The sequence below is a fragment of the Thioclava nitratireducens genome, assembly GCF_001940525.2.
In the GTDB taxonomy this organism is placed as follows: Bacteria; Pseudomonadota; Alphaproteobacteria; order Rhodobacterales; family Rhodobacteraceae; genus Thioclava; species Thioclava nitratireducens.
On sequence record NZ_CP019437.1, the window covers coordinates 3,250,576 to 3,274,780 of the forward strand.

The following is a 24,205-nucleotide window of genomic DNA, read 5'->3' on the forward strand; positions in this document are numbered from 1 at the left end:
GCTCAGGCGGCGAGCTCTGTCTGTGCGATATGCTCAGCCGCGCGCAGGGCGAGCGCCGCGACGGTAAGGGCGGGGTTCACGGCAGCCGAGGTCGGCAGGACGGACGCATCGGCGATGAACAGGTTCGGGTGATCATGGCTGCGGCAGAACGTGTCGACGACGCTCGACGCCGGATCGTTACCCATCCGCGCCGTCCCGCATTGATGTGACGGGGTCTGCCGGTCGAAGGGCCGCGCGAGCACGATCGGATAGCCCGCAGCGCGCAGCTTTCGGCGCAGCATGTCGACGAGTTCGAGATGGGTCTCCCAGTTGGAGCGCTTCCAATCGAGCCGGATCTTGCCCTCCTTCAGCGTCACGCGGCTCTCGGGATTGGGCAGGTCTTCAGACATCGCGTAGAGATCGACCGAGCGGTTGGCGATCCAGCTTGCCACCGGACGCGGCAGCGGCGAGGCCGAGGCGAGGATCGGACCGGAGATTTTGCCGAGCAGCTGGATATTGCCTAGCGGCGCGCCGTTCGCCCCGCCCGAGAGGTAGAAATCGTTGATCGCCAGCGTCTTCTGGTAGATTGCGCGGTTCCGGCGCAGCGGGTGCAGCGCCAGCACGGCCGAGCAATTGTGGTTCATGAAATTGCGCCCGACCTGATCGGAACCATTCGCCAGCCCGGTCGGATGGCGCTCAGTCGCAGAGGCCAGCAAAAGGGCCGCGCTTTGCACCGCCCCGGCGGAGAGCACCACGACCGACGCCGTGAGCGTCCGGACCTGCCCGTCTTTCTCGATCTCGACCCCGCTTATGCGGTTCTCGGCATCGACGATCAGGCGCCGCGCCCGCGCGCCCGTCATCAGCTCGACGTTCTGGGATTTCAGCGCCGTCGCCAGACCGACGCTTTCGGCATCCATCTTGCCGCCGCAGGTATCGGGGAACGCATCCCAAGGCGTCCGCCCATGCGCGAGCCAGCGGTCGATATCGACCCCAAGCGGCAGGGAAGAAGGGTGCAGCCCGACCGATTTCAACCGCCGCCGGAGCGCCTTGATATCGGGCTCGTCCGGGACCGGCGCATGGGCGTAGAGACCGGAATGGCGCGGCTCCGTCGGGTCCTCTCCAAGCTGACCGCGCACCTGATAGAGCGCCTCGGCCCTCTGGTAGAACGGCTCGATCTCGTCATAGGCGATCGGCCAGCCCGGCGTGGTCCCGCCCTGATGCGCGACAGGCGAGAAATCCGCCTTGCGGTAGCGCATCAGAACGGCGCCGTAGAATTTCGAATTGCCGCCGACATTGTAGTAATTGCCGGGGCTGAACGGCACGTCATCGCCATCGAGCCAGGTTTCCTCGGGCCGGTAATGACCGCGCGCGAAGATCGCGTCCGGGTCGCGCGCATCCGGCGTGTCGGGCAGGCGTTCGCCACGCTCGAGCACCAGCACGCGCCGCCCCGTCCGGGCCAGTGCCGCCGCCGTGGTGGCACCGCCCATACCCGAGCCGATGATGATGACGTCGGCATCGCTCATGGCTGGATGCGCTCTTCCGTCTTGGGATCGAAGGCCACCGCCTTGTCCATGTTGACGGCGAAATCGAAGACCTCGCCCGCCCGCACGGTCACATCGGCCCGCATCCGGGCGATGGCGTCGCGCCCGCCTAGCGTCATGGTCACGAAGGTGTCCGACCCGGCAGGTTCGGTTACGCCGATATGATTGCGCAGCGGCGCTATATGGGCGGCGTTGCGATCCGCGCCCTCCGGATCCGTAATCGTCTCCGGTCGGATGCCGAGAAGGATCTCGCGCCCGTCCCACTGGGCGAGATTGGCTTGCGGGAAGCGGAGCAGTTGCTCCCCCCCGTCATGGCCCGTCACGGCCGCGTGGGGCGCACCGTCCTTCAACACGATCCGCGCCGGAACCACGTTCATCGCGGGGCTGCCCATGAAGGTCGCCACGAACACATTCGACGGCGTGTCGTAGATTTCCTTCGGCGTGCCGAGCTGCTGCACATAGCCCTTGTTCATCACCGCGATCCGGGTTGAGAGCGTCATCGCCTCGATCTGGTCGTGGGTCACGTAGACGATCGTGGTGCCAAGGCTCTGGTGCAGCTTCTTGATCTCGGTGCGCATGTCGACGCGCAGTTTCGCATCGAGGTTCGACAGCGGTTCGTCGAAGAGGAACACGTCCGGGTCACGCACCAGAGCACGTCCCATCGCGACGCGTTGGCGCTGACCGCCCGAAAGCTGCCCCGGCTTGCGGTCGAGCAGATTGTCGATCTGCAGCATCTCCGCCACCCGGTTCATCGCCTCTTCGCGTTCGGGTTTGGGGGTGCCGTGCATCTCAAGGCCGAAGGTGATGTTCTGGCCGACGGTCATGTTCGGGTAGAGCGCGTAGGACTGGAACACCATCGCGATGTTGCGCTTCGACGGGTGCACACCGTTCATCGTGCGTCCCTTGATCGAAATCTCGCCGGAGGTGATTCCTTCCAGCCCTGCGATCATGCTCAGAAGCGTCGACTTGCCGCAGCCGGACGGGCCGACCAGCACGAGGAATTCACCTTCATCGACCGAGATGTCGACGCTGTGCAGCACTTCGACCGCGCCGTAGGACTTGGTGACGTTTGAAATATCGAGGAGACCCATTGGCATTACCCCTTGACTGAGCCCGCCATCAGGCCGCGCACGAAGAAGCGCCCCGAGACGATGTAGACGATGAGAGTGGGCAGCGCCGCAAGGATCGCACCCGCGAAGTGGACGTTGTAGGCCTTCACGCCGGTCGAGCTTTGAACGAGGTTGTTCAAGGCGACGGTCATCGGCTGGCTGGCCTGCCCGGCGAAGGACGACCCGAACAGGAAGTCGTTCCAGATATTGGTGAACTGCCAGATGATCGTGACCACGATGATAGGCCCCGACAGCGGCAGAAGGATGCGGTAGAAGATCCGGAAGATTCCGGCCCCGTCGATCTGCGCCGCGCGCACCAGTTCGGTCGGGAAGGCCGAGTAGTAGTTGCGGAAATATAGCGTCGTGAAGCCAAGCCCGTAGACGACGTGGACGAGGATCAGCCCCGGCACCGAGCCTGCGAGCCCGATCATGCCCAGCACCCGCGCCATCGGGATCAGCACGATCTGGAACGGGATGAAGCAGGAAAACAGCAGCATCCCGAAGAGGATCGTGTCGCCGCGGAACCGCCACTTGGTCAGCACGTATCCGTTGAGCGCGCCCATGATGGTCGAGATCGCCACCGCCGGAACCACGATCAGGATCGAGTTGATGAAGTAGGGGCGCAGGCCGGTCGGCTGCACGCCGATCTGGGCCGAGGACCAGGCTTCGCGCCAGGGCTCGAAAGTCCAGACATCGGGCAGCGCCATCATGTTGCCGCCGGTGATCTCGCTCAGAGGTTTGACCGAGTTGATCAGCATCACCGCGAGCGGCAGCAGGTAGAACAGCGCGAACAGCAGCAGGAAAAGATAGATGAAGGTGCGGGTCACGCGATTTGTGCGGATCGCGACCCCGGTATCGACGGCGCCGGACATTACTTCGGCTCCTTCAGTTCGGCGTAGAGATAGGGGATCATGATCGCGGCGATGGTCATCAGCATGATAACCGCCGACGCTGCGCCCACGCCCATCTCGTTACGGGTGAAAGTGTAGGAATACATGAAGGTCGCGGGCAACTCGGTGGCCCGGCCCGGGCCGCCACCGGTCAGCGCGATCACGAGGTCATACGATTTGACCGCGAGATGCGCGAGGATGACGAAGGCCGACAGGAACGCGGGCCGAAGCTGCGGAATGATGATGCGGCGATAGAGGTTCCAGTTCGAGGCGCCATCCATCTGCGCCGCTTTCAGGATCTCGTTGTCGATCCCGCGGAGCCCGGCGAGGAACATCGCCATGACGAAGCCCGAGCTTTGCCAGACCGCGGCGATCACCACGGTGTAGATCGCCATGGACGAGCTTTTGATCCAGCCGAAATGGAAGCTCTCCCAGCCCCAAAGATGCAGCGTGTGCTCGATCCCGATGCCCGGATCGAGAAGCCATTTCCACGCCGTCCCCGTAACGATGAACGAGAGCGCCATCGGATAGAGGAAGATCGGGCGCAGAAGCCCCTCGCCGCGGATTTTCTGATCGAGAAAGATCGCGAGAGAAAGGCCGATCGCGATACAGATCGCGATGTAGAGAGAGGCGAAGATCGCGAGGTTCTGCACCGCGATCGTCCAGGTCGGCAATTGGAAGAGACGCCAGTAATTGTGCCACCCGACAAGGTCGAACGTTGGAAGAATTCGGCTGTTCGTGAACGACAGGTAGCCGGTGAAAACGATGAAGCCGTAGACGAAGATCAGCATCGACGCGACAGAGGGCGCGAGAACGATCTTGGGAATCCATTCCTGAAGCCGGGTACGCAAGTCTGACTGGACCGGACGGGCCATTGCTCTCTCCTTTAGGGAAATGAGACGGATCGGTGACGTACGGGCCGGTCTCAGAGACCGGCCCGAGGGCCTTTTACTGGGCCAGCGACACGGCCTTGACGAGTTCCTTGGCGGCGGTCTCGGCGTCATAGTCGCCGTTGAAATTCGCCGTCACCACGTCATAGATCGCGTTCTTCACCGAAGCCGGGTCAGCATGGCCATGCGCCATAGAGCCCAGAAGCGTGCCGTTCTGGCTCGCCGACTTCAGCTGAGCCATCGCCTTCTTGCCGCAAGCGTCGAACTCTTCGTCCGACACGTCGGTGCGCGAGGGAACAGAGCCTTTCACCGTGTTGAAGGCGATCTGGAACGAGGGCGACATCACGGCTTTCGCCATTGCGTCCTGTGCGGCCTGTGCGTCCTCGCCCACCTTGAACATCGCGAACTGGTCGGCGTTGAAAGTCACATCGTCCGCGGTGCCCGGGGTCCGGAAGCAGCCGAAATCGACCTCGGCCTCTTTGCCGGCCCGCAGGAATTCACCCTTGGCCCAGTCGCCCATCATCTGGAAGGCGGCCTCGCCATTGATGACCATCGCGGTCGCGAGGTTCCAATCGCGGCCCGAGAAGTTCGGGTCGACGAAGCTGTGGAGCTGCTCCATGCGCTTGAAGGATTCGACCATCTGCGGACCGCCGAGCGCGTCGGGATCGAGATCGATGAAGGCCTTCTTATAGAAGTCGGGGCCACCGACCGAGAGCACGACGCCATCGAACATCGTCGCTTCCTGCCAGGGCTGGCCACCAGCGGCGAGCGCGATCTTCCCGGAATCCTTCACCTTCTGCATCGCGGCGATGAACTCATCCCAGGTCTTCGGCTCTTCGATCCCCAGATCGGCAAGCATCTTCTTGTTCGACCAGACCCAGTTGGTCGAGTGCACGTTCACCGGAACCGCGACCCAGTGACCGTCGTATTTCGAGAACTTCTGGAGCGCCTCGGGCACGACGGCATCCCAGTTGCCATCGGCCGCCACCTTGTCGAGCTGGGCCAAAGCGCCCTGCTGTGCCCAATCGGAGATGTCGAAGCCGAGCATCTGGACCGCGGTCGGCGGATCACCGGAGGTGACGCGCGCACGCAGCACCGTCATCGCGCTCTGGCCGCCGCCACCGGCGACGGGCATGTCCTTCCAGCCGATCCCCTCCTTCTGCAGATCGTCCTTGAGAACGTTGAGAGCGGCCGCCTCGCCGCCCGACGTCCACCAGTGAAGGACCTCCACATCCTTCGCTTGCGCCGACCCTGCGACGAGCGCCAGAACGCTCGCCATTTTCAGTGTCCGTCCGATGTAACTACGCATTGATTTTCCTCCCTGTTGCGTTGTCGTTACACATCCCTCCCGCGCGACCCTTCAGGTCATTCGGGTCTCACCCAAGGCTCCCGCGTGCGACCGATGCGCATCACGAGCGTCTTGATCTCGAAGAACTCCTCCAGGCCATAGCGTCCGATCTCTCTCCCCTGACCGGATTGCTTGACTCCGCCGAAGCTCAATTCCGGAAAGCCGTCCATCCAAGTATTCGTCCAGACGGTCCCCGCCTGCGCCCGAGTCGAGAACTCGAGACAGGTGTGGACGTTCTCGCTCCAAACGCCCGCAGACAGACCGTAGCTTGCGTCGTTCGTTAGCGCTACAGCTTCGTCCATCGTCCGGAAGGTCAGCACCGAGAGAACCGGCCCGAACACCTCTTCTCGGGCGATCGCCATCTCCGGCGAAACGCCGCGCACGACTGTCGGCTGATAGAATTGCCCCTCGAGCCCCGGCACGGTCATCGGCCCGCCCCCCAGCGCGATCTCGGCCCCCTCGGTGACCGCGGCGCGGACGTAGTCGTCGATCTTGCCTTGATGCTGGACGGAGATGATCGCCCCGACCTGCGTGCGCGGGTCAAGCGGATCGCCGAAGGCCACGCGCTTCGACAGCTCCACGACGCGCTCGACCACCTCATCCACGATATCTTCATGGACGATGATCCGGCTGCTCGAATTGCAGCATTGCCCGGTATTGAAATAGACGCCGAAGGTGATCGCGTCGGCTGCGCTCTCGATATCGGCATCTGGGAACACGACCTGCGGATTCTTCCCGCCCAGCTCCAGTGCGACCTTTTTCAACGTGCTCGACGCAGCCGCCGAGATCGCCTTGCCGACCGCGGTCGAGCCGGTGAATGTTACCATGTCAACCGCCTCATGCGTCGTCATCACGCTGCCCACGGACGCCCCGTAGCCCAGAACGATATTCACGACGCCCGGCGGCATCCCTGCCTCGAACAACAGCTCCCCGAGCATCACCGTGGTCGACGGCGTCAGCTCGGACGGTTTGATTACCGTGGTGCAGCCGGCGGCGAGCGCGAAGGGCAGCTTCTGGCTCAGGATCCAGAACGGGAAGTTCCACGGCGTGATCATCGACACAACACCGATTGGGTCTTTGACGACGACACCGAGGATGTCGGGCCCCAGCGTATTGTGGCTATCGCCATGCATCGTGCGCGCCAACGACGCCGCGTAGCGCCACAGATCGGCCGCGCCCGACACTTCGGCGCGCGATTGCGAGATCGGCTTGCCACTCTCGAGCGTCTCCAGCAGCGCCATCCGTTCGACATTGCCCTCGATCAGATCGGCGACGCGCAGCAGCACTGTCGCGCGCTCCTTGCCCGAGATCCGGCTCCAGACGCCGCTGTCGAACGCCTCGCGCGCCGCGACGATCGCGGCTTCCGCATCGGCTTCGGCGCCCAGTGCCGCGCGGCTGACGAGGCAACCATGCGCCGGGGACATCCGATCGTAGGTCTCGCCGGAGGCACTGTCGCGCCACTCGCCTGCGATCAGGTGTCGGCAGATGAAGGGCTCTGCGGAGATCGCGGCGTCAACGGCAGAGATCAGGTTCAGCTCGGTCATGTTCAAAGTCCCGAAAAATTAGGTTTGCGTTTCTCGCGGAAGGCCGTGACCCCTTCGGCGCGATCTTCGCTGGCCGAAATGGCGGCACTTCCAAGCGCCTCAGCCATTGCACCGCGATCTTCACCCGCCGCTACATGGATCATCGATTTCGTGATTTCGACGGCGCGGGGCGACAGCCCGAGCGCACGGTCGATCAGGGCCTGCGCTGCCGCGCGCGGATCTTCGGAGACCGCGGCCACGAAGCCGACCGACAGCGCCCGGTCGACCTTCACGCGGTGGCCGAAAAGCGCCATCTCCTTCACCATCGGTTCGGGCAGCAGACGCATCAGCCGCTGCGTGCCCGACCAGCCGGGAACGATCCCGACGCCAGCTTCCGGGAGGGCAAGGCTGGCGCCGGGTGCCATGACCCGAAGGTCGCAGGCTGCGGCAAGTTCGAGACCGCCCCCGAAGGCGTGTCCGTTCAGCACCGCAATCGTCGGCTTCGAGAGGCGCGCGAGCCGGTCGAAGATCCGATGTCCGTCGCGGACCCAATGCCGCGCGAACTCGGTCGGGCTCAGATCGCCCCATCCGTTGATATCCGCCCCGGTGCAGAAGGCCCGGTCGCCCTCGGCGCTCACCAGCACGCAGCGAATCTCGACGTCTCTTTCGATCCGATCGAGATGCGCCTCGAGCGCGCTCAGCATCTCGACCGTGAGGGCGTTCATCTTCGCCGGGTTGTCGAGACGCAGCTCTGCCACCGCGCCGTCGATGATCAGGTGAATGTCACTCATGGCGTCCACCCCATCGGGGCGTCGGCGAGCAACTTCGTGGACATGGTGACGGCATTCTCCGCCACGCGCACACGCCCCTCGGAGGCGCCGACGATATCGCGCTCAGGATCGATCCCCGGCATGATTTCGGTGGCGATGAGCCCCTTGTCATCGAGCCGCATCACGCAGCGCTCGGTGATATAGAGCACCTCCTGCCCCTGCTCTCGCGCACGCTCCCCGGAGAAGGTCACATGTTCGACCCGGTCGACCATCTTGGTGAACTTGCCGGGCGCGCGGACGCGGATGCCAGCCTCGTCCATCTCCATCTGCGCGCCTGCCTCGAACCAGCCCGAGAAGACGATCTTGCGCGCATGGGCGGTGATATCGACGAAGCCGCCGCAGCCTGCGGTGAGGTAAGGTTTCTTGCCGAGCTTGGAGACATTCACATTCCCCTGCACATCGACCTCGAGGAAGGACAGGAAGGACATGTCGAACCCGGCGCCCTGGAAATAGATGAATTGCTGCGGCGAGGGCACGTAGCCATCGGCGTTCGATGCACAGCCGAAAGCAAATCCGGTCAAGGGCATCCCGCCCACCGCGCCCTGTTCGATCGCCCAGGTGACCGCATCATGGTGGCCCTCTTCGAGCAGGATGCGCGGCACCATCGCCGAAATCCCGAAGCCGAGATTGGCGGTCATGCCGCCGCGAAGCTCCATTGCTGCGCGCCGCGCGATGACCTTCTCGATGCCATGTTCGGCCAATTCGAAGCTCGACCACGGACGCATCACTTGCCCCGAGATCGCCGGATCGTAGGGCGTCTCGCAGGTTTGTTTCTGATCCTCGTCCACGACCACGCAGTCCACAAGATGCCCCGGCACCCGGACATCGTGGGGGCGCAGGGAGCCCGCAGCCGTGACGCGCTCCACCTGCGCGATCACAAGCCCGCCATTGTTGCGCACCGCAATCGCCTGCTCGAGCCCGCCGAGATAGGCTCCCTCGTGCTCATAGGTCAGATTGCCGCGCTCATCCGCGGTGGTGGCGCGCAGGATGCAGACGTCGGGGTAAATATTCGGAAAATGGAGCCAGGTGTCACCATCGAACTCCACCCGGCGCACGATGGGCGCGCCTGCTGCGCGATCGTTCATCGCACAGCCCTCGCGCTCGGGGTCGACGAAGGTCTTCAAGCCGACCTTGGTCATCACGCCCGGACGGCGCGCCGCCGCCTCGCGATGCATATCGAACAGGATGCCGGAGGGCACGTTATAGGCTGCCACCCGATCCTCAACGACCATCTTCCAGATTTCCGGCATCGGCAGGTTCGAGGAGCCCGACGGGTAGGATCCTGCCAGAACGGTATCGAGCAGACCATCCTTCGCGATGTGGTCGATGCCCTTCACCCCGTACATGTCCCCCGCGGCGATCGGGTGGATTGTAGTGATGTTTTTCGGATGCTGCTCCCGATCGAAGCGCTCGCCGATCGCCTTGAGCACGGAGTCGGGACACCCCAACGCCGAAGACGAGGAAACCGTGATGACAGCACCATCCGCAATCTTCCCTACCGCTTCCGACGCACTGACAATCGTGCCCATAGTCCGCTTCTCCCTGTTCAACCGCACGTCCGCTAAAACAATTTTAGGAACGTTCCAAAATAGATAGGAACGTTCCAATTTTTTGTCAAACGTCTTTTTTGAGTGCGGGGCCCAAGGAGTGCCGAAAGGCATGGCTACAGCTAGGAAACGAAGGAGTTTCGGTGCCCTCCGTCCCTCCGAAGCGTTCAGGCCACGAGGCCGAGCGCCTCGTCACTTGCGGCGCCGGAATACTTGTCGCGCGGCGGCCACGGCCGGTCCTGCCAAGGCGGCGTGAAGATGAAGCTCGAGACCGACCGCCCGTCGAGGAGCGCCCCATTTCCTGCTCCGTGCGCGTAGTCGTAATAGAGTTTGACGATCTCTTCGCGGCTCACCTGCTCCGTCGCCTCGTGGGCCATGCAGGCTTCCCGCCACACGCGGCCCCGGTCATACCCGACACCCTCGGGCAACTGAAAACCTTCGTAATAGTCGAGGAACCAGAACCTCTTGAACATCGGAGTGAATACGGTCTCGACAAGCCCGAACTCATCGAACAGGTACGGCCCTTCGGGGCTGTGCTCGAGCAGGAACCCGTCGATGTCGCGATAGAGGGACAGGAGCTTCTCGGCCCAATCGTCGCGACGGTCGCGATCTTGGTTAAGCACGAACTGATACCCTGTCATCGTGAACGCCCCCTCTCGCGCGCCCGGCAAGGGACTTGGGGACGAGGCGATCATCACGGGTAAGTTCACCCGATCCGATCAACGACGTCGCGACCCTGAACATGCGCTCGGCCCCGTCGACCGGGGCAAGCATCGTCACCCGCCTCGCGGATGGGCAGAATCTGCGCAATCTCGGGTGTCGCATGGCAGAGGGGCGCCGTTGGTGCCAAGTTGCGACGCTCGCCGATCCTGGCTTCGAGGGCTGGGCTGCGGGAGAGTATTTGATCGAAGGCACCGGGACACCGACTCGAGCGGAAGCCGTCCCGAGTCCGAAACCGAAGATCGTGACAGGCTCAGGTCAGGAACGCGTGGGTTTCACCTCAGGCAGTTCGGATGCGCGACTTCAGGGGGGGGCTCCAGCCCGGGAAATCGCGCCGTTACCTGCTCAACGCGCGGGACGGCAGGATCTCAACCTTCGGGTGATGGTGCAGGAAGCCCCCTCACCTACCGAATCTACAACCCCGACAAGAGCCCTCTCTTGGGCGAAATGACGAAGAGCAAGGATTACCGCGGTCAGCTTTTCCAGTCGGGCGATCATGTGATCGAGGTGATCAACAGCACCAATGCGCCCTCGAGCTATGAGCGTCTCGTCGCGGTCAAGTAAGCGCGCGACGCAGCCCGCATGACACAGGCCACCGTCAAGCGCTTCCCACACAGGAAATACCGCGGTTAAGCGGCCCACGTCAGTCATCGGAGGGGAGGAGGAGGCGGTGACCTCAGGGAGGAGGAGAGAGGCCACCGCCAATTTCCGAGGCTCAGGGAGGAGGAGAGAGCCTCAGGAACTGGTGCAGCGAATTGCCCGCTGCGTTGGGATTGTTTTCGCACAGATGCTGCGCCGCAGAAATAGCTTATTCGACATAGCCGCGCTGCATCTTCCGCATAGCTGTCGCAAGGTCAGGATCCGTGCTGCGGCGCGCTGACCTCGGCCGATAGTCCCGGGGCCAATCTCGCAGTCTGCGGCTGATCCGGGTCAATCGAGATGCGCACCGGCACGCGCTGCGCGATCTTGGTGAAGTTGCCGGTCGCATTGGAGCCCGACAGCAGGCTGAACTGCCCTGCCGTGGCAGGCGAGAACCGTTCGATATGGCCTCTGAACTCGGTCTTCCCCAGAGCGTCGACGGTGAAGGTCACCGGCTCACCCATGCGCAGCCCTGCCAGCTGGGTCTCCTTGTAATTCGCGATCAGCCAGAGGTCGGAGGGCACGAGCGAAACCAGCGTGCTCCCGGCGCTGACGAACTTGCCGACCCGAGCCGAAACCTGACCCAGTCGCCCATCCTGGGGCGCACGGATCACCGCATGATCGAGCGCCACCTGCGCCGCATCCAGCGACGCCTGCGCGGCATCGGTCTTCGCGGCGAGCGAGCGTTTGTTCAATTCCGCCGTCTGAACCGCTTGTTGGGCCACATCGATGGCGCTTCGCGCCTCTTGCACGCCCGCCTTCGCCTGATCGAGCGTAAGCTGCGCCTGATCGGCATCCGATTGCGAGACATAGCTTTTCTTCGTCAGCTTCGAGGCCCGGTCGCGCGCGGTCTGCGCGGTGGCCTGCGCCGCTTTCGCCGAGGCCAGCGCGGCCTGTTTCGCCTCCAGCGTCGCCTTGGCCGAGTTCACCGCCTGCGCCCCGTTGGATTGCGCGGCCTTCGCCGTCTCAAGCGCGGCCTGCGCCTGTTCCACCGCCGCTTTCAACGCGCGATCGTCCAGCCGCACCAGCACATCGCCCTTCTTGACCTCCTCGAAATCGCTGACCGGCACCGCCGTGACTTCGGCCGCGACCTGCGCGGAGATCGGCGTGACCTTGCCCTGCAGATAGGCATTGTCGGTCCATGCGACGTCGGAACGGAAAGGCGGAAGGCGCCATGCATAGAGCACGGTCGCGACACCGGCGAGCGCGATCAAAAGGATCAGGGCAGAAGCAATATAGCGGCGGGTCTGAGACATCGGATCAACTCGTGGAAACAGGGGTGGAGGGCGTAAGGCGCGGGAGCGGCCAGCTTCGGTGCAATGCGACATGGACGATCAGCCCGGCGAGCGCCGCCAGCGCGAACCAGAAGACCGCGCGGAACGCATCGTCATAAGCGAGGATCGCGGCCTGCTGCTGCACCGCGGAGGCGACGGAGGACAGCGCGCCCCCGGCCCGTGCGCCCGCATCCGCGGTCTGGCCACCAAGCGAAGCAGCACTCTGCGCGAGGGTCTGGCTCAACATCGGATTGTCGGGCGAAATCTGCGGCGAAAGCTGCGCCATGTGATAGGCGGTGCGGTCGACCACCAGCGAGCGGAACAGGCCGGAGCCGATGACCCCGCCGATGGATTGCGTGGCTAGGAACAGCACGACGAAGCTCAGCAGGTAATGCGGTCCCTTCGCGAAGGCCGCCCCCAGCCCTTTCGCCATCGCGGGCGGCAGAAACAGGATGCCCGCGAAACCGACCATCGCCTGGCTGAGATACATCTGCTCGGGCCCGGTGAGCGCGGTCGATTGCGAATCGAGCCACGCTCCAGCCGCGATCAGAACCAGTGCGATGCCGTGAAACAGCGGCGCACGCGCCCCGCTATTGGTCAGCATCAGCACGCCGGTCGCGGCGAGCATCGACAGCGCGATGATCCCAAACAGCAACTGCTCCTGCCCGGGCTGAAGCCCCATGGTGCGCAGGAAGCCGACCGCGCCCGCGCTCTGCTCGGCGAGCGCGATGCGGAACACTAGAAGCGTTCCCGCCAGATGCAGGATTGGCGGGCTCAGTAGCCAGTGGAAATCAATCAGCGGATTGGGGCGCTGCATCTCGATCAGCACCGCGCCCGCGACCATCCCGATGGCCGCCACGAGCGCCACGCCCAACCATTCGGTCTGCGTCCAGTAATCTAGCGCCCCGAACATGAAGACGCTGGTGAACGCCCCGAACCCGAACGCGAGCAGGCTGAAGGAGACGAAATCGAGCGGTTTGAGCACCTTTTGCAGAGGGCGCGGCGTCAGCGGCAGCGCGAAAATCAGCGCCAGCGCCACCAGCGCCATGCCCATCTGGAAAAGGCTCACCGCGTGCCAACTGGCATTCGCGGTGAGGTCCGGCAGCAGCACCCGCGCCAGAGGCCTGCCCACCATGATCATCGTCAGAACGGCGGGGATAGCCACCTTCAGACGCTGTGCAGCGGGTATGGCCTCCAGCATGTAGAGAAAGCCGAGGCTCGACAGCGGCGCGGCGGCGCAGCCACTCAGGAACGCCACGATCACTGCGGAATGCAGGTCGTCGACCCAGAGATTCAGCACCATCGCCAGGACGAAGCTAACGATCCCCACCTCGGCGAAGCGCCGCAGACCGAACTGGTCGCGGATACGGATCAGCATCAGCGGCATAGAGGCGCGCGGCGCCATGAAGGCCGCCATCACCCAATAGGTGTTGTTCGTGGTGGCGTGAAGATCGCCCGCCAGCTGCGGCAGGTTGGCCGAGACGAAACCGGTCGCGAGCGATTGCGACAGCGCCACGAAAACGGCTGCGCTGGCATAGACGATCCGCTTTGCACCGGAATGGTCGGGCTCTGGCGGAGCGGCGGGCTGCGGCGCGGCGTCCGGCTCTGCGGTCTCTGCCGCTGTGGCTTCGTCTTGCTTGACTTCACGCTCTGCGGCGGCCTCGGTTGCGGGTCGCGTCTCCGCCTCTTCAGACCGCGCGCGCTCGCGCAGCGTCCGCTCGTCCGGCGATACCGGTTCGGCGGCCGTCGGACGCGCATCCGGGCCGTTGAGATTGCGAATCTGGGAATTCATTGGCCGCGCATCCTTTCGAGGTTGGCCTGCATCCGCTCCATCGTCTTGCGGGCGCGGGCGACCTCGTCGGCGTCGAGTCCTTCGTAGAGCTGCGCGCGCAGCGCCTCGACGAAGGTCTCGATCTCGGAGGCGTTCGCACGGGCGTGATCGGTCAGGAAAATCTGGCGGACGCGTTTGTCCTTGGGATCGGCGCGCCGCTCCACGAAGCCGAGCTTCTCCAGCCCGTCGAGCGTGCGGTTCAGCGTCGGCGTCTCGATCACCAGCGTTTCCGCCAGTTGCCGCTGGCTCATCCCCTCGTCGCGCGAGATCGCAAGGATGGCCTGCGCCCGCGCGAAGGTCAGCCCCATGTCCCGCGCCTGTGCGTCGAACATCGCGCGCACCGAACGCGCCGTCAGCATCATCGTGCGCGTCAACTCGGCACGGTCGCGGCGGGCGGCTTCGCTGGGCACGGATAGTTCTGCGGCACGGTCGGACATGGGGGCCTCGGGAATAAAGTTAGCCTGCTAACGTTTTTGTCCCATCCCACATATCTTCTGTGTCGCGAGGATCAACATGGGTCCCCTGCACAGGGGGCCGTGCGAAATTGCGAAACGGAGCGATCTGGCCGTGCATCCAGCGCGAGAGCTCAGGCTGCGAGCAAGCTCACAAGGCCGAGACCAGCCGCCACGAGCATCACCAGCGACAGCGTCACCGTCGCGATCACGCGCGGCCCGGCGGCTGCCACCGCGCGAGCGTCGACGCCAAGCCCCAGCGCTGCCATCGCGATCACCGTCAGGATCGACGCCCCCTGCCCCATCGGCGCCAGCGCGACTTCCGGCAGCGCCCCGGCAGAGCGCAGCACGATCATCCCGAGAAACCCGAGGATGAAAAGCGGCGGCATGAGTCCACGCCGCACACGCCCTTCCGGTGCGGCAGTGCGTCCATCCGCCGGCAGGTGCGGCGCGAGGAACGACAGTACCACGGTGATCGGCCCCAGCATCAGGACCCGCACCAGCTTCACCAGCGTGCCGAGCTGGATCGCCCCGGCCCCCATCGGCGCCGCTGCAGCCAGAACTTGCGGCACCGCATAGACGGTGATCCCCGACAGGATCCCGTAACCGTTGACGCTCATTCCCGCCACATGGCCGACGACCGGCAGCAACAGAACCACCGCCACGCCGAGCACGGCGGTGAACGCGATCGCGGCACTAACATCGTCGCTGTCTGCGTCGATCACCGGGGCGACGGCGGCGATGGCGGAATTGCCGCAGATACCGTTGCCGCAGGCGATCAGCAATGCCATCCGGGCCGGCAGGCGCAAGGCCCGCCCCAGCAGATATGCGGTGGGCACCATGAGCGCGACCACGGCGACAATCCCGGCCAGCAAGCCCGGACCGACCGACAACAGGGTCTGTGCGCTCACCGAGGCGCCGAGCAGCACGATCGCGATCTCCAGCACCGTCTTGGCCGAGAAGCGGATACCGGCCTCGAAACGTGCAGGCGGAGCCCAGAGGGAGCGCACCACCGCCCCGATCAGGATCGCCAGCACCAACGGCTCCAGCCATTTCGCCCCGAACAGCGCGTGCTCTGCCATACCGCCCAACGCCGCGAGCGCGGCGACGCCGATGCTCAACCCGACCCCAGGAGCGTAAGCGCGAAGCGCGAGCTGCGGACGGGCGAAACGGCAGGGCAGGATCGAATGAAGCGGCAAGACGGTCTCCTCGGGGGCAGCACGTACCCTGTATTTGCCCGCCACAATTCATTCTTCAAACAAAATGTTTTTGTCGATATGATCGGTTAAATCGATTAATTAAAGGGACGCAGGAATGACGCCTGAACAGCTCCGCGTATTTGTCGCGGTCGCGGAAGAGCAGCACATGACCCGCGCCGCGGCGCGGCTGAACATGACGCAATCCACCGCCTCCGCCGCCATCGCGGCCCTGGAGTCGCGTCATCAGATCGCCCTGTTCGACCGGATTGGGCGGGGAATTTCTCTGACCGAGGAAGGTCGCGCCTTTCTGCCCGAGGCGCGCGCGGTGCTGGCACGGCTCGCCGAGGCGGAGGCGATGCTCGCCGAGACCCGCGGGCTCGAACGAGGGCATATCCGTCTAGTCGCCAGTCAGACCATCGCGGGCTATTGGCTGCCGCCATATCTTGCCGCCTTCCGGCAGGCGCGCCCGGGGATCGAGGTGACGCTGGAAATCGGCAATACACAGGAAGCCGCGGACCGGCTGCGCGCGGGCCTGCACGATCTCGCGCTGGTCGAAGGCGATGTCGAGGATGCGAAGCTGGAGCGCGTTCAGATCGGCGCGGATCAGCTGATATTGGTCAGTGCGGCCCCGCCGCCCGGCAAACTGGATGCGCGCGCGTTGAGCGAAGCGAACTGGGTTCTGCGCGAACCCGGCTCGGGCACGCGTTCCACCGCCGAGGCCGCCCTCGCCGACCTGGGCGTCGCGCCCGGTGCGCTCTCGGCCGCGCTGGTTTTGCCATCGAACGAGGCGGTGCTGAGCGCGGTCGAGGCGGGGGCCGGGATCACCATTCTCTCGGCCCATGTCGTCGCGCGGGCGCTGAGCCTTGGCACGGTCAGAGATTGGGAGCTGCAACTCGCCCCGCGGCCCTTCTACGCGCTACGCCACCGCGACCACCATGTCAGCCACGCCGCGGGCGATCTTCTGGCGCGGATCGATCAGTCGCAGTTGGACGACTTCAATCAGATGGAATGAACCATTTCGCGAGCTTCGCTTCGATCTCGGACGGCATAGCCGGCTTCGGGCAGACCGCGGCACCGGGGTAGCGCTCGCGCAGCTGAGAGGCCTCCGCATGTCCGGAATGGAACAGGAGCGGCACCCCCGCTTCGTGGAGCCGGTCGGCCAGTTCGTAGACCTCGCCATCGGCCAGCATCACGTCGAGGATCGCGGCACCGGGCAGACGCTCGCGGACCAAGTCCAGACCCGCGCGAACCGTGGCGCAGGGGCCCCAGACCTCCATCCCGAGATCTTCCAGCATGAATTGAAGATCAAGCGCGACGACGGCTTCATCTTCGACAAGGAGCACCTCGCTCGGTGCTTTCTCAGTCAGCGTCGCCGTCGATTTCATGTGCGAAGATAATCCTGTTGCAACGGCTTTCCGGCGTCTGACGCGTGTCGACCCGCGCCGAAATCTGGCTGGCGGAAATATCGACCAACGTCGAGCCGAAGCCCTGTTTGTTCGTGTCGAGCTGCAACGCCTCACGGTAGCGCTCGTTCCACGAAAGTATCACAGTGTCGTCGTTTTCCTTCGACCAAGTGATCTCGAGATCGCCCTCGCGTGGCCCCAATACCCCGTATTTCGCGGCATTGGTGCTCCATTCGTGGAAAATCAACGCAAGTGCGGTCAGGTGATGCGTCGGAACGTCGACCTCCGGCCCATCGATCAGGAACTTCGAGGGATCGTCATAGGGCGCGAGGGTCGTCTCGATAACCTCGCGCAGCGGAATAGCCGCACCGCTCGTCCGGGTGCGCGCCAGATCGTGCGAGCGCGCGAGCGCGTTGATCCGCTGACCGACGTCATCGACCAGCTCGCGCGGGCTCGAGGCGGTACGTCCCGCGATGCGCAGCATGCCCGAAACGATGGAAAACAGGTTCTTCACCCGGTGGTTCATCTCGCGCAGCATCAATTCGCGCATCTGCGCGGCCTCTTCATCGGCGGTGATATCGACGCTGAGGCCCAACAGACGGCTTTCCTTGCCTTCGCCCATCATCCGGCCAGTGGCGCGCAGGTGGCGCTTCGTCCCGGAGGGAAGGTCGAGCTCGTGGTCGACCTCCATATCGACGCCCTTTTCGCGCGCTTCGCGCACCGCCTGTTCTACGGCGTCCCGGTCATGCTCGGCCACGCGTTCGAAGAACCGCTCGAGCGGATAGGTGCCCGCAGCCTCGAGTTCGAAGAATGCGGCGACAGCCTCGTCGACCTCCACCTCGCCGCTAGGCTCGATGATCGACCAGATGCCGATCTGTGCGATTTCCAGCGCGAGTTGGAGCCGTTCGCCCTTCTGCGTGAGTTCGGTCTCGAGACGCAGCGCCTCGGTGATGTCGGTGAAGACGAGCGTCGCGCCTTCAACATTGCCGCGCGCATTCAGATAAGGCGTGGCGGCAAGCGACCAGACCTTGTCGAGCTCGGTGGATTTGACCCGACAGGGCCGCGGCAGCTCGCCCTCGAGCACCGCATCGATCAACTCGATCATGACTTCCGGCGTGTCGAGCATGTTCTTGATGTCGCCGAGCGGTCGGCCACGATCGCTGCCGCGCAGGCGGATCATCTCGCTCGCGCCGTCGGTGAAGTTGCGCAGGCGTAGCTTGCGATCAACCGTCACCAGCGCATGAAGCTTGGAATCGAAGATATTGCGCAGGTCGGCATTCGCGGTCGAAAGCTCCTCGACCTTGGTCTTCAGCTCGTCATTGACCGTCGCGAGCTCTTCGTTGGTCGATTGCAACTCCTCGTTCATCGACATCATTTCCTCGTTGGAGGATTTGAGCTCTTCGTTAGCGGTTTCCAACTCTTCGACGGTGGTGCGCAGGCGGTTGCGGGTGGCGCGCAGCTCCGCTTCCAAGACCTGCACATGGCTCTCGGAGGGCGCGATCTCGTCGAAATCGTATTCGTCGAGCGCCTCGAACGGGCCACGGTCGCGGAACACGATCAGCAGCGTGTCGTCCGAGAGCGGATCGGCGAGCACGTCGACGCGCTGCCGCCCGGTTTCCGAGATCACTTCGACGTCGCGGACGATCTTGCGCGTCCCGAGTTCAGCCGACTCGTGGATGACGGCGGAAAGCGCCTCGCGCAGCCCCGCCCGTGCGAGCGATTGCGCATAGCCCTGCCCGGTCTCGGACGGATCGATCTCGAGATACTTGCCCAAGCGCCCGGTAGCGGCGAGGATCGCCCCATCGCGATCGACATTCAGCGTCGCGGGCGCATAAAGATCGAGGATACGATTGCTGGCCAAGGTCGTGTTCCAGTCTCTGGGTCTTCTATCAGTCGTTTTTGGTCGAAGCGGAGCAAGCCGCGTATGAGGGTCGGAGCGCATAGGCAGTTCGGTCGGGTAAGGTGACCGTGGTCCAATGCTGCGGAAGATGCGCATCGCCCCGTCGATCGGCTCGAACAGCTCCTCGTGCCGCCCGATCGTCTCGGATGGGCCGAGGAAGAGAACGCCGCCCGGGTTGAGCGCGTAATGGAAGATCGGCAGCGCCCGCGCCTGCAGCTTGTCACCGAAATAGATCAGCAAGTTGCGGCAGGAGACCATGTCGAGACGCGAAAATGGCGGATCCTTGATCAGCGAATGTGGCGAGAAGCGCACCCGGTCGCGCAGCGCGACGGTGATCTGGAAATTGCCATCGCGTCCGACCGTATAGGTGTCGCGATACATTTCCGGCAGATCGAGCAGAACCGAGACCGGATAACGTCCCTCGCGTGCGATCGCGAGCATCCGTTCGTCGATATCGGTAGCGAAGATCTGGAAATCGATTTCCTTGCCGCTCGCATGGATCGCGCGATCGATGAGCATCGCCAGCGTGTAAGCCTCTTCGCCGCTCGAACAGCCGGGCACCCAGATGCGCAGCGCGCCGCCATCCTCGGCCTTCTCGACCATCGGCTTGATGGCTGCCTCGTTGAGCGCCTCGAAATGCTCGCTGTCGCGGAAGAAGCGGGTGACGTTGATCAGAAGATCGCCGAGCAGTGCCAGGGGCTCGTCTTCCTCTCGTTCGAGCCGTTCAAGATATTCGCGCGGATGAAGAATGCCCACGACCTGCATCCGGCGCTGAATCCTGCGCTCGAGCGTCGAGCGTTTATACTGCGAGAAATCATGCCCCGTCAGGCGATTCAGCGCAGAGCAGATCTCGTCCAGCGTGCCTGAAACCGGCGGCGCGGTATTGACCTGCTCGGGATCGACATTGCGGAATTCGGTGATCCGCGCGATCACATCGGCAGGCGCGCTGACCACGTCGACCATCCCGGTCGCGACAGCCGAATTGGGCATCGAGTCGTAGCGCGCGGTGGCATCCTGCGCGATGCAGAACCCGCCGTGTTCCTTGACCGCGCGCAACCCAACCGAGCCATCCGTGCCTGTCCCCGACAGGATCACGCAGACTGCCCGACGCCCGAGATCCTGCCCCAGCGACACGAAGAAATCGTCGATCGGTCGGCGCAGACCGCGCGGCTGGGCGAATTCCGAAAGCTTCAGATGGCCGTTCTCTACCTCCAGCCCATAGCCCGGTGGGATCGTGTAGACGTGCCCAGCCTCCAGCTTGGCGCCATCTTCGGCCTGTAGCACTTCCAGCGAGGTCGACCGGCCGAGCAACTCGGCCAGCAGGGATTCGTGGTTCGGATCGAGGTGTTGGACGACGACATAGGCGCTCGGGTCGTCCGCACGCGCAGGCTCCAGCAGATCGCGAAGCGCTTCAAGCCCACCGGCGGAGGCGCCGATGCCGACAACATATAGATCCTCGGGGGTGTCGGTCACCTTATGGCCCGCCGATCCGCGCAGCGCGCGATCAAAAGGACGCGGCCCGCGCGCCCTTCTCTATCGTTATCTTTGCAGTTCATCCGCAGATCGGTGTCACTGGTCTCAGAACCCTGCAATAACATTTGACATAGTGTCGAACACATAACCGTGGCCGCAGCCATTCTCAGCCCTCACGGTAGATGATCGTAGCCATGGTTGAAAGACTCTCCGACAGGACCTTGGCGGAGCCGATCATCGCCAGGCCAAACCCGCGCGAGATCGCGGCGAGATCGTCGGCATTGCGTAGCAGGCTCGAGTCATTCGCCGCAAGATCAGCCTTCACGTTCTGACGTTCGGCGGCGGAGGTCAGGTCGAACTGCGACCCGAGGATCAACCGCGTTTCGCCATCGGGTTTGCGCAACCGCGTCATGAAGACGAAATTCTGGAAAGTCTCGCCATTCGCGCGGCTGTTGGTGACGCGAAAGCGACCCGCGGAAATCTCCTCGTCGTCGATGAACTCCCGCATCGCGGCGCGTTCTTCTTCAGTCGCGGCGCCTGCCTGCAGGAAGCGGCAGTTCTGCCCCAAAACATCATCAGCGGAATACCCGGTCAGATTGAGAAACGCCTGATTCACGTAGACAAGCGGCACGTCCTCACGATCGACGGCGGCGATGGTCAGCGCGACATTCGACTTGTCGCAATAGCTGACGAGCGTGTCCGGTAATTCGTATTCAGTATAGACGGGCATTCAGCCTCCGCATTGTTCGAGGAGACAAGATTGATCACTGCGCGGAAAAGTCCAGCGCATAAGGCGAAATATCATCTATAACGGTTTTCAGGGGAGGATGGTACCGCCTCCCCGGCTTGAACGGGGGACCTCTGGATCCACAATCCAGCGCTCTAACCAACTGAGCTAAGGCGGCACTGGCGCGGGATTTAGCCCCCTCTCGCGCGGAATGCAAGTGTCCGATGACGAGAAATTCGCACCAAGTCTTGCCTGCGCACGTCGCGGGGGTTAGGTGCATTTTCCATCCAACCTCTCAGGAGTTTTCGATGAGCATCGACAAGGAAAGCGACATCTCCGCGAATCTGCAAATCGGCCCGACCTCGCTCGGGATGGTGCGGATCTATGTCGAGGGCGAAGGCGTAGAGCTGCCGCTCGATTTCGATCCCGACGAGGCGATGGAAATCGCCGAAGAACTGCAAGCCGCTGCCGAAGCCGCGCGCGAGATGAGCAAGGGCGGCAAGGGCAAAGGCAAGAAGCGCTGAGCCCGGGCATCAGACTCCGGGCGGATTCGCGCCCGGATCGTACAGCCTCTGCAACCGCCGCGCCGCCGCGCGCGCGAAATCGAGCGTCAGCGCCTTGCGCCGCGCTGGCGCGAGCTTGGAGAGTGGCGCCTCGCGGATCATCTCGGCACCGTAGCCATCCGCGATGAAGAGTCCCGTTCCCTCGGGCAGCAGATCGGTCGGGAAATCCTGGTCCACTGCCCAGAAGTAGCGGTCGCACCATTCGAGATAGCCGTCCCATTTCCGATCCGAAGTGAAATCGGCGCGACTCGACTTGCACTCCACGATCCAGATCTCTCCTTTCCGGTCGATTGCCATCAGATCGGCGCGCAGCCGCGGGCGCAGCACCATCTCCGGCACGCTGTCGAGACCAAGCTCGGACAGCGCCCGAGCCGTCCCGCGCGCAAGCACCTGCCCCGGCTGCAGATCGGAAAGCGGAATTTGTGTCATGCGGAAACCATGAACGAAGTATGAACAAATGTCCAGCCGCCGCTGCGGCGCGCCCTGACCCTGCAGGCAATTCCGCCCGTGCGAGGCAGTCGTCCCCATGCGTCGTTCACCTCGTTGAATTCACCCCCTTGTCGGAACGCGTTTTCGCCCCTATCTCGGGGTCTGACGGTTACTGCTCTTTCCGTGAAAGACCCTTTTCCAGTGGCCTATACCATTCCTGAGGGAGCTGGCTCTGCCGGGGTCCTGGCCTCGGTATCTGGCGCCCACCTGACTTTTCAGGTCTCCGGGAACTCTCGTCTACACGTCTGCTGCGGTTTCCGTCACTTCGCTTCCCGCCAGATAGCAAAAAGCCCCGCCGGATCGGTCGGGGCTTTTGCCGTCTTGGGACGTGGACACGTTCAGCGACGCAGCTGCATCTGCCAGCGCGACTTGGGCGTATCGACGGGCACCGGGATCGCCAGTTGCTCGGCGGCCATATCGGTGGGGATACCGTCGCGCTTACCGCCGCCGGAACTGTCCTCATCCTCGGCCATGCGCATCACGGCGATCGCGAATTGCACACCGGAGAAGACGACCGTGTTGAAGACGATCAGCAGCGCCATCGCGATGTAACCGACATCCGAGGTGAAAATCAGGTGACGCAGATTGCCGACGTTGAAGCCGAGAAGCAGGCCAACGAAGGCGAGCGCGATGAAGAAGCCGATGACGACGTTCTTGATGTAGAGCCGGACCAGTTCGGGCATGAAAAATCCTCCTGCTTACCTCACAATTTAGTGCATATTCCCAAGTTTCAAACGGGGAAACATGCGGTGACGGCGAGATCGGCGGGGGTTTGCCCGTGACATGGTGTCGCGAAGGGGCGGGGTGCGTTCGCTCAGAACGCGTCGGGCTGCAGCGCGCGCGCCATGTGATCGAGCACCGCGTTGACGAATTTCGGCTCTTTGCCCTCGGGGAAGAAGGCGCGCGCCACATCGACGAACTCAGTGATGACGACGCGCGGCGGCGTCGCGGGGGTGATCAGCTCGGCCCCGGCGGCGCGGAACAGGGCGCGCAGCACCGGGTCGATCCGGTCGATCGGCCATTTCGCCACGAGCGCGCGGTCGGTCGCCTGGTCAATCTTCGCCTGCCACGTCACCGCATCGTCGATCAGGCGACGGAACAGGTCGGGATTGCCCTCGGCCATCTCGGTACCGTCCTCGTCCACCGCACCGAAGCGATAGGTCTCGAACTCCCGGCGCACCTTGTCCGCGCCCTGCCCGGCCGCTTCCATCTGAAACAGCGCCTGAACCGCGTAAAGACGCGAGGCGGATTTCATCTGGCGCTTCTCCTCTTGAGTGAGCTTGCGCGGTTTCGGGGCGTCTTGGGGCGCGTCGGAGGAGGCGTCGTCGGTCATGCGTTATTCGATCCGTCAGTGTCGCCGGCGATACGGAAGGATTCGGCAGGCTTGAAGCCGATGCCCTTCGTCCGGCGCGCCCATTTGCGCGACAATGAGACAAGATGCAAGGCCGCAGCAGCCGCGCCGCCACCTTTGTTTTGATCGGCGGGATCGGCGCGCACGGCGGCCTGCTCGTAATTCTCGACCGTCAGGATACCGTTGCCGATGCAAATCCCCTCGAGCCCCATCAGCGTCAGCCCGCGCGAGCTGTCGTTGCAGACGGTCTCGTAATGGGTGGTCTCACCCCGGATTACGCAGCCAAGCGCGACGAAGCCGTCGTAATCGGCCATCCGCGCTGCCATCGCGATCGCGGTCGGAATTTCCAAGGCTCCCGGCACTTCGATCACGTCGACATGGGCGCCAGCTTCTTCGGCGGTGGCCTTCGCGCCCGCGATCAGGTTGTCCGCGATATCCTTGTAATAGGGCGCGACCACGATCAGCAGGCGCGGCGCGCTGTCGAATTTCGGCAGCTCGAGCGTGTAATGCGAAATTCCGGCCATGTC

General features: G+C 63.8%; 23 protein-coding genes, 1 tRNA gene and 1 other RNA gene. 4 read left to right on the forward strand and 21 right to left on the reverse strand.

Annotated elements, in window-relative coordinates; all coding sequences use genetic code 11:
• Positions 1–2 precede the first annotated feature (2 nt).
• The 9 genes from BMG03_RS15555 to BMG03_RS15595 form a co-directional block, all read right to left on the reverse strand.
• On the reverse strand, positions 3–1,502 hold the full coding sequence (locus tag BMG03_RS15555) for an FAD-dependent oxidoreductase (protein WP_075774237.1): 1,500 nt from the start codon (positions 1,500–1,502) through the stop codon (positions 3–5).
• Entirely contained in the window at positions 1,499–2,611 is a 1,113-nt protein-coding gene (locus tag BMG03_RS15560) for an ABC transporter ATP-binding protein (RefSeq protein ID WP_075774236.1), read from the reverse strand. Before BMG03_RS15560 ends, BMG03_RS15555 begins: the two co-directional genes overlap by 4 nt.
• 5 nt (positions 2,612–2,616) lie before the next feature.
• A complete protein-coding gene (locus tag BMG03_RS15565; RefSeq protein ID WP_075774235.1) occupies positions 2,617–3,501 on the reverse strand; it encodes a carbohydrate ABC transporter permease in 885 nt (294 codons plus the stop codon).
• Positions 3,501–4,394, reverse strand: coding sequence for a carbohydrate ABC transporter permease (locus BMG03_RS15570; protein ID WP_075774234.1), 894 nt, complete (start codon positions 4,392–4,394; stop codon positions 3,501–3,503). Before BMG03_RS15570 ends, BMG03_RS15565 begins: the two co-directional genes overlap by 1 nt.
• Positions 4,395–4,467: 73 nt before the next feature.
• Positions 4,468–5,718, reverse strand: coding sequence for an ABC transporter substrate-binding protein (locus BMG03_RS15575; protein ID WP_075774233.1), 1,251 nt, complete (start codon positions 5,716–5,718; stop codon positions 4,468–4,470).
• Positions 5,719–5,774: 56 nt separating this feature from the next.
• Complete coding sequence (locus BMG03_RS15580) at positions 5,775–7,301, reverse strand: aldehyde dehydrogenase family protein (protein WP_077701291.1); 1,527 nt, start codon at positions 7,299–7,301, stop codon at positions 5,775–5,777.
• 2 nt (positions 7,302–7,303) lie between these two features.
• Complete coding sequence (locus BMG03_RS15585) at positions 7,304–8,071, reverse strand: enoyl-CoA hydratase/isomerase family protein (protein ID WP_075774232.1); 768 nt, start codon at positions 8,069–8,071, stop codon at positions 7,304–7,306.
• Positions 8,068–9,639 (reverse strand): acyl CoA:acetate/3-ketoacid CoA transferase, encoded by a 1,572-nt coding sequence (locus tag BMG03_RS15590; protein WP_075774231.1) that lies wholly within the window; start codon positions 9,637–9,639, stop codon positions 8,068–8,070. Before BMG03_RS15590 ends, BMG03_RS15585 begins: the two co-directional genes overlap by 4 nt.
• A gap of 185 nt (positions 9,640–9,824) precedes the next feature.
• Positions 9,825–10,298 carry a hypothetical protein gene (locus BMG03_RS15595; protein WP_208858027.1) on the reverse strand — a complete coding sequence of 158 codons (474 nt, stop codon included), beginning with the start codon at positions 10,296–10,298 and terminating at the stop codon, positions 9,825–9,827.
• Positions 10,299–10,399: 101 nt separating this feature from the next.
• Here BMG03_RS15595 and BMG03_RS21345 point away from each other — a divergent pair, with 101 nt between their 5' ends.
• Positions 10,400–10,828 carry an SH3 domain-containing protein gene (locus BMG03_RS21345; protein ID WP_075774230.1) on the forward strand — a complete coding sequence of 143 codons (429 nt, stop codon included), beginning with the start codon at positions 10,400–10,402 and terminating at the stop codon, positions 10,826–10,828.
• 403 nt (positions 10,829–11,231) lie between these two features.
• On the opposite strand, the gene BMG03_RS15605 is transcribed toward BMG03_RS21345, so the two are convergent.
• The 4 genes from BMG03_RS15605 to BMG03_RS15620 all read right to left on the reverse strand — a co-directional run bounded on the left by BMG03_RS15605 (position 11,232) and on the right by BMG03_RS15620 (position 15,772).
• Positions 11,232–12,272 carry an HlyD family secretion protein gene (locus BMG03_RS15605; protein ID WP_075774229.1) on the reverse strand — a complete coding sequence of 347 codons (1,041 nt, stop codon included), beginning with the start codon at positions 12,270–12,272 and terminating at the stop codon, positions 11,232–11,234.
• A gap of 4 nt (positions 12,273–12,276) precedes the next feature.
• Positions 12,277–14,082 carry an MFS transporter gene (locus tag BMG03_RS15610; RefSeq protein ID WP_077701292.1) on the reverse strand — a complete coding sequence of 602 codons (1,806 nt, stop codon included), beginning with the start codon at positions 14,080–14,082 and terminating at the stop codon, positions 12,277–12,279.
• On the reverse strand, positions 14,079–14,558 hold the full coding sequence (locus BMG03_RS15615) for a MarR family winged helix-turn-helix transcriptional regulator (RefSeq protein ID WP_077701293.1): 480 nt from the start codon (positions 14,556–14,558) through the stop codon (positions 14,079–14,081). Before BMG03_RS15615 ends, BMG03_RS15610 begins: the two co-directional genes overlap by 4 nt.
• 149 nt (positions 14,559–14,707) lie before the next feature.
• Positions 14,708–15,772, reverse strand: a complete 1,065-nt coding sequence (locus BMG03_RS15620; RefSeq protein ID WP_077701294.1) for a YeiH family protein — start codon at positions 15,770–15,772, stop codon at positions 14,708–14,710.
• Positions 15,773–15,887: 115 nt separating this feature from the next.
• Here BMG03_RS15620 and BMG03_RS15625 point away from each other — a divergent pair, with 115 nt between their 5' ends.
• Positions 15,888–16,784 carry a LysR substrate-binding domain-containing protein gene (locus tag BMG03_RS15625; RefSeq protein WP_075774228.1) on the forward strand — a complete coding sequence of 299 codons (897 nt, stop codon included), beginning with the start codon at positions 15,888–15,890 and terminating at the stop codon, positions 16,782–16,784.
• Here BMG03_RS15625 and BMG03_RS15630 read toward each other — a convergent pair.
• The 4 genes from BMG03_RS15630 to BMG03_RS15645 form a co-directional block, all read right to left on the reverse strand.
• Positions 16,768–17,157, reverse strand: a complete 390-nt coding sequence (locus tag BMG03_RS15630; protein ID WP_075774227.1) for a response regulator — start codon at positions 17,155–17,157, stop codon at positions 16,768–16,770. The two genes, BMG03_RS15625 and BMG03_RS15630, sit on opposite strands and share 17 nt — an antisense overlap.
• Positions 17,132–20,548, reverse strand: coding sequence for a CheR family methyltransferase (locus BMG03_RS15635; RefSeq protein ID WP_099049367.1), 3,417 nt, complete (start codon positions 20,546–20,548; stop codon positions 17,132–17,134). The genes BMG03_RS15630 and BMG03_RS15635 overlap by 26 nt, the downstream gene beginning before the upstream one ends.
• A 166-nt stretch (positions 20,549–20,714) precedes the next feature.
• Positions 20,715–21,278: a PAS domain-containing protein gene (locus BMG03_RS15640; protein WP_075774225.1), complete on the reverse strand. Its 564-nt coding sequence runs from the start codon at positions 21,276–21,278 to the stop codon at positions 20,715–20,717.
• A 98-nt stretch (positions 21,279–21,376) separates the two neighbouring features.
• Positions 21,377–21,453: transfer RNA gene (locus BMG03_RS15645), tRNA-His, on the reverse strand.
• 130 nt (positions 21,454–21,583) lie between these two features.
• Between BMG03_RS15645 and BMG03_RS15650 the strand changes: the two genes are divergently transcribed.
• The gene (locus tag BMG03_RS15650; protein ID WP_075774224.1) at positions 21,584–21,799 is read left to right on the forward strand and encodes a DUF6324 family protein; all 216 of its coding nucleotides are present in this window, start codon (positions 21,584–21,586) and stop codon (positions 21,797–21,799) included.
• 9 nt (positions 21,800–21,808) lie between these two features.
• Here the strand turns inward: BMG03_RS15650 and BMG03_RS15655 are convergent, their stop codons facing one another.
• Complete coding sequence (locus BMG03_RS15655) at positions 21,809–22,267, reverse strand: MmcB family DNA repair protein (protein ID WP_075774342.1); 459 nt, start codon at positions 22,265–22,267, stop codon at positions 21,809–21,811.
• Positions 22,268–22,433: 166 nt separating this feature from the next.
• Here BMG03_RS15655 and ssrS point away from each other — a divergent pair.
• Positions 22,434–22,588, forward strand: a non-coding RNA gene (gene ssrS / locus BMG03_RS21350) — 6S RNA.
• Positions 22,589–22,665: 77 nt separating this feature from the next.
• Here the strand turns inward: ssrS and BMG03_RS15660 are convergent.
• The 3 genes from BMG03_RS15660 to BMG03_RS15670 all read right to left on the reverse strand — a co-directional run bounded on the left by BMG03_RS15660 (position 22,666) and on the right by BMG03_RS15670 (position 24,202).
• Complete coding sequence (locus BMG03_RS15660) at positions 22,666–23,010, reverse strand: hypothetical protein (protein ID WP_075774223.1); 345 nt, start codon at positions 23,008–23,010, stop codon at positions 22,666–22,668.
• A gap of 131 nt (positions 23,011–23,141) precedes the next feature.
• Positions 23,142–23,660 carry a transcription antitermination factor NusB gene (gene nusB, locus BMG03_RS15665; RefSeq protein WP_075774222.1) on the reverse strand — a complete coding sequence of 173 codons (519 nt, stop codon included), beginning with the start codon at positions 23,658–23,660 and terminating at the stop codon, positions 23,142–23,144.
• On the reverse strand, positions 23,657–24,202 hold the full coding sequence (locus BMG03_RS15670) for a 6,7-dimethyl-8-ribityllumazine synthase (RefSeq protein ID WP_075774221.1): 546 nt from the start codon (positions 24,200–24,202) through the stop codon (positions 23,657–23,659). The genes nusB and BMG03_RS15670 overlap by 4 nt, the downstream gene beginning before the upstream one ends.
• Positions 24,203–24,205 lie beyond the last annotated feature (3 nt).